The 4976-nt window shown below is 70.9% G+C and carries 2 protein-coding genes; one reads left to right on the forward strand and one right to left on the reverse strand.

Features of this window, described 5'->3' with window-relative positions; translation table 11 throughout:
* Positions 1-3731: AAA family ATPase (locus Q1N79_RS30305; RefSeq protein WP_300614554.1), on the forward strand; the 3731-nt coding region annotated here is incomplete at its 5' end.
* A 318-nt stretch (positions 3732-4049) separates the two neighbouring features.
* Here Q1N79_RS30305 and Q1N79_RS30310 read toward each other — a convergent pair.
* Positions 4050-4325 carry a hypothetical protein gene (locus tag Q1N79_RS30310; RefSeq protein WP_300614555.1) on the reverse strand — a complete coding sequence of 92 codons (276 nt, stop codon included), beginning with the start codon at positions 4323-4325 and terminating at the stop codon, positions 4050-4052.
* Positions 4326-4976: the final 651 nt, after the last annotated feature.

Consider the following 4976-nt stretch of genomic DNA (forward strand, 5'->3'; position numbering starts at 1 on the left):
TGCACGTGGCGATCTGGAACCGGGTGCAGCGCGCCGATGGGGCCGACGGTAAATGGCGCACCCTGGACTCCCGGACGCTCCACGGCCAGCGGCTCGGCGTCGCCGCCACCACGGACAGGCTGATGGAGACCAGGCTGACCGGGCTGGGCTATGTGATGGTGCCCCGCCAGGACGGGAACGGCGCCGAGGTCGGTGGCGTCGGCCAGGACGTGATGGACCTGTTCAGCTCCCGCGCCGTTGCGATCACCGGGGAACTCAAGCGCCTGGCCGCCGAGTACGAAGCCAGCCACGGCACCCCGCCGAGCCGGCGCACGCTGTGGCTGCTGCACCAGCAGGCCGGGCAGAACACCCGCCGCAGTAAGAACGCGGCCCGCCGCACCATCGCCGGGCAGACCGGCAGCGAGGAACCCACCGACGCCGAGCGATTCGCCGCGTGGGAAGCCCAGACCGCCCGCCGCGAAACCCGGGCACTGTCGCAAGTGCACGCGCACGCAGCCGCGTACGCGGCAGAACACGGCGGTGACAGGCCCGCCGTGCTGGATGACGCGGCCAAACGCAAGGCTGCAAGGGTCGCCGTCGCCGAGGTCCAGGGGCATCACGCCGTCTGGTCCATGGCGCAGCTGCGGTTCGAAGTCCACCGAGCCCTCCCCGTCCTGCCACTCGGCACAGACGCCGAGGCCCTGATCACTGAGGTCGCCAGGCTGGCCGTCTCCGGCCGCGCCGGTACCGGGGTGATCTGCGTGACCGCCCCCGATGTCACCGACGTGACCAGCCTCGGTGTCCGCGCCTCCGACGGGGGCAGTATCTACCGGCCCCCGCACGAGGACCGGTACTCCACCCTGGAGCACCTCGACACCGAGGAGCAGATCCTCACCGCCGCCACGCGCACCGTGCCCCAGCTCGTCACCGGGGAGCAGGCCCGCGCCGCCGTCGCGGACGCCAGGCTCAACGCCGGGCAGGCCGGTGCCGTCGTCGCGATGCTCACCGCGGCGACCGCGGCGACAGTGCTCATCGCCCCGGCCGGGGCGGGCAAGAGCCACGCGATGGCCGCGTTCGCCGGGCTGTGGGAGCTGCTCACCGGCCGGCGGGTGATCGGCCTGACCACCTCCACCAACGCCGCCCGGGTGCTGGCAAGCGAGGGCCTGGCCGAGTCCTACAACATCGCCGAATTCCTCGGCAAGGTCGAAGGCAGCGACGAGCTCCGCCGCCCCGTCCCGCTCCGCTCCGGGGACGTGCTCGTGATCGACGAGGCCACCCAGGCCAGCACCGCCGACCTTGCCATGCTTTTTCAGGCGGCTCGGGCAGCAGGAGCCAGAGTCGTCTTGGCCGGGGACACCCGGCAACTCGGCTCACCCGAGGCCGGGGGCATGTTCCGGCTGCTGGCCATCGAGGTCCGCGCGGCGGAGCTGACCGAGGTGCGCCGCTTCCGCGCCCAGTGGGAAGCCGGAGCATCGGTCCGCCTGCGCGCCGGAGACTCCGCCGTGATCGCCGTCTATGACCGGTACGGCCGGATCACGGCCGCCGACCAGGAGACCGCCTATGAACGGGCGGCAACCGCGTGGCTCGCGGACCACCTGCGCGGAAAGAACAGCCTGCTCCTGGCCGGTTCTAACGCCGAAGCCGCCGACCTGGCCTGCCGGGTACAGGCCAAGCTCATCCAGCTAGGCACCGTCACCGCCCCGTCCCCGCTGGCCGAAGCGCCGCTGGCCGACGGCAACCGCGCCGGCCCCGGGGACCTGATCCGCGCCCGGCTGAACGCCGAGATCGACGCCGGCGGCCGGAAACTCACCAACCGCGACACCCTCCAGATCACTGCCATACGGGGGAGCGGTGTTGAAGTACGGCGGCAGCGGCTCGACGGGACCTGGACAGAGAAGTTCTGGATTCCCCGCGCCTACCTCGCGGCCAGCGCCGAGCTCGGCTACGCGGGCAACGTGCACGTCGCCCAGGGCCGCACCGTCGACACCGCCCACCTGCTCGTCACCGAGACCCTGTCCCGGCAATCTCTGTACGTCGGGATGAGCCGCGGCCGCGAATCCAACAGCGCCCACCTCGTCACCGGCACCACCGCGCCGCCCGGCCATGACGCCTACCAGCAGGCCACCCCGGAGTCCGTGCTCACCGCGGTCATGCAGCGCGACGCCGGCGAGCTATCGGCCACCGAGGCCATCCGGCTATCTCAGGAATGGGCCGGCGGAACCGGGCACCTGCTCAACCTCTGGACCACCGCGGTCCGCCCGGCCGTGCACGCCGAGATCGACTGGCAGATCACCGCCAGGCTCACCGAGGCGGAAGCGTGGCGGTACCAGCGGGAACACTCCCGCCTGGCGCTCCACGCCGCGCTACGCGCCGCTCACCTGGCCGGACACGACCTCGGCGCCGTTATCAGTCAGATCACCGCTGCGCCCCTCGACGGCGCCCGGTCCATCGCCAGCGTCCTGCACGGCCGCCTCCAGCGCCTCCACCTCGCCGACCCGGACCGCGAGCTGACCTGGACCCAGCGGACCCCCGCCAGCGCCCCGCCCGTCGCCCGCGAGCTCGCCGACGCGCTCGACCACCGCGCACGCGAGCTCGGCGAACGCCACGCCGCCAGCCCCGAACCATGGCTCACCCGCCACCTCGGCATCCTGCCCGCCGGTGCGTCGCCAGCCCTCCGCGACGACTACACCGCACGTGCCGCCGCCGTGGCCTCCTACCGGGAAAACGTCGGCATCACCAACCCGCAGCAGGCCGTCTCACCCGAACCACACCACGGCAACCCCGAACTCGAGCACCAGCGGCAAGTAGCCATCCGCGCCCTCGAAATCGCCGACGAGGCCGCCATGTGGGCCGGCATGGACCGCGGACAGCTCGAAGCCCACACCGCCGCCGCCGAACGCGCCCATGCTGCCGCCCCGCCAGACGTGGCCGGCGAGCTGCGGGCCACAGCACAAGCCGAAGCCGACGCCCTCCGGCAATCCGCAGACGCCCAGATCCGCAACGACCCCGCCCAGGCGGCCAGCGCCAGCTCACTCGCCGGCGAACTCGCAGGCAGACGGCAGCAACTCGAAGCCGGCAACGCGGAGTACGAGGCATGGGCCGCCCAGACCCGCACCGTGCGGGAAAACGGGGACAAGGCCGCCGCCGAGCTGCGGCGCCGCGGCCACACCCAGCCGCGGCCAGAACAGCACCCCCAGCCCGGAAACAACCCGGAAGCCGTGACCGAGACGCAGTGGTTCCGGGAACTCGACGATAGCCTCCAGGGCGTCGACCGCGCCCTCACCCGCCAGCGCCAGGCCGCCGCCGAAACCGGACAGCCCTGGCCACCCCGCCCAGACCCAGAACCCAGGCCTCAGGCGGAATCACACGAGACCTCGCAATGGTGGCGCCAGTTCGAAGCGGACATGGCCGCCGTCGAGCGGTCCATCGAGCGCCAGCACCAGGCCGCCATCGACACAGGCCAGCCGTGGCCCCCCGCCCGCCAGCCACAGGCAGATGCCGAGCCCGGACCCATCCCCGAGACCGAGCCGCTGCGCACAGAACCACCCACGGAACACGACGACCCGGACACGCGTATCACCGACGCGGTCACCAACGTTGAACAAGTGGCGCGGCACCTCGCCGACCAGCAGGCCAGTCGGCAAGCCAACAGCGAATACGCCGCGCGCATCAGCCGGCAAGCCGAAGCCCAGCCCGAAGCACATGCCACTCCGGCAGTCGAGGCGCTCGCCGACGTCGAGATGGAGCTGTAAACGCGTCGGCACTTGCGGTTATGGAACTGCCCGAGCCTGTCGCTCTTGAGGGGCGTAACGACGGGGCCGCCATCCGCTTTCGCACTATGCTGTCGAGCCACGCGTCCACTAGGGCCGCGGCCTGCGCCTTGCTCCCGGACACGACGATGAGAAGAACCGCGGCCGTGTACGTGACCTCGTTAGCGAATGACCGCCAGTCCAGGTCATCCTCGTACACGCGGGTGACGATCCGGTCTATGGTGAACTCATCCCCGGTCAGAGCCGCCCGGATCAGCCCGGCCGCCTCTGCTTCGAGCTCGCGCGGCGCCGCCTCCCGGCTCACGCCGCCGCCCTCCGCCCGGCGTCTTCCATCCACTGGTCAAGCACCGCCACGGCACGCTCAACGTTGTATCCCTCGGCAGACAGCAGCGCCCGGCGCGCAGCCTTGACAAGGCTCATCACGAACAGCGCCGCTTCCTTCGGCACGTGATGCTGCTCGACCAGCAGCATCCCCTTGTCCACGTCATCGGCCATCCACGCCCGGATGAACGCATACGCCGCCAGCTCCTGGCCAGCCACCAGCGCCGCATACTCGCGCGACGGCTGCGGATCCATGAAAGTCACGACAGGCTCCCGAAGCACCTGGAAACGAGCCCTACCGGGTCAGCGTAAGACCGGGCACTCACCCGCATCCGGAGACGCGCCGGGCGGGGGCACAAACTCGTGCGAGATCGCAGAGCCCGTTGCGTAGCCATGCAGGCCTTCTCGCAGAGAGATGTGTCGGATGTCTCCCGCGATGAGTCCCGCGAGCCTGTGACAACTTTCCTTACTGTCTTTTTTCAAGGGCGCGCCTCCGGCGCGCCGTGCGCGGGCCGAGCCCGCGCAAAGGGATCGAGAGCAGAAGCCGCAGGGTGCCGGAGAGGAATGCGTGCGGGAGTAAGAGCGTGACCACCTGGTCCTCAGCGGGGAATGGGCGGGGGTCGGTTCATGCCCGGGGCGTCGGTTGAGCCGCGCCCTCTCGCGCGGGAGCGCTTACGGGCGCGCCGGGCCGACGCCGGGCAACTGGCCCCGCTTCCCTGAGTATGTGGTTGCTCACCATTACGCGGTCTCCGGCACCGCGCCAAGCCGATCAGTGCGAGTGGCCCGTCCAACGGTGCCAAGGATTCTTTTACCGTTCAAGGTCACAGTCAAGGGCGCGCCTGCGGCGCGTCGGTTGCTCCGCAACCGCAGACCCTTGAGCAGTGACCTTGCCCGGCAAACCCTTTG

The sequence above is a fragment of the Trebonia sp. genome (assembly GCF_030042015.1).
In the GTDB taxonomy this organism is placed as follows: Bacteria; Actinomycetota; Actinomycetes; order Streptosporangiales; family Streptosporangiaceae; genus Trebonia.

What these genes read in the sequence shown, in the direction of transcription:
- Q1N79_RS30310 (WP_300614555.1), bottom strand. Translation starts at nt 4,325, where the DNA reads ATGGATCCGCAGCCGTCGCGCGAGTATGCGGCGCTGGTGGCTGGCCAG.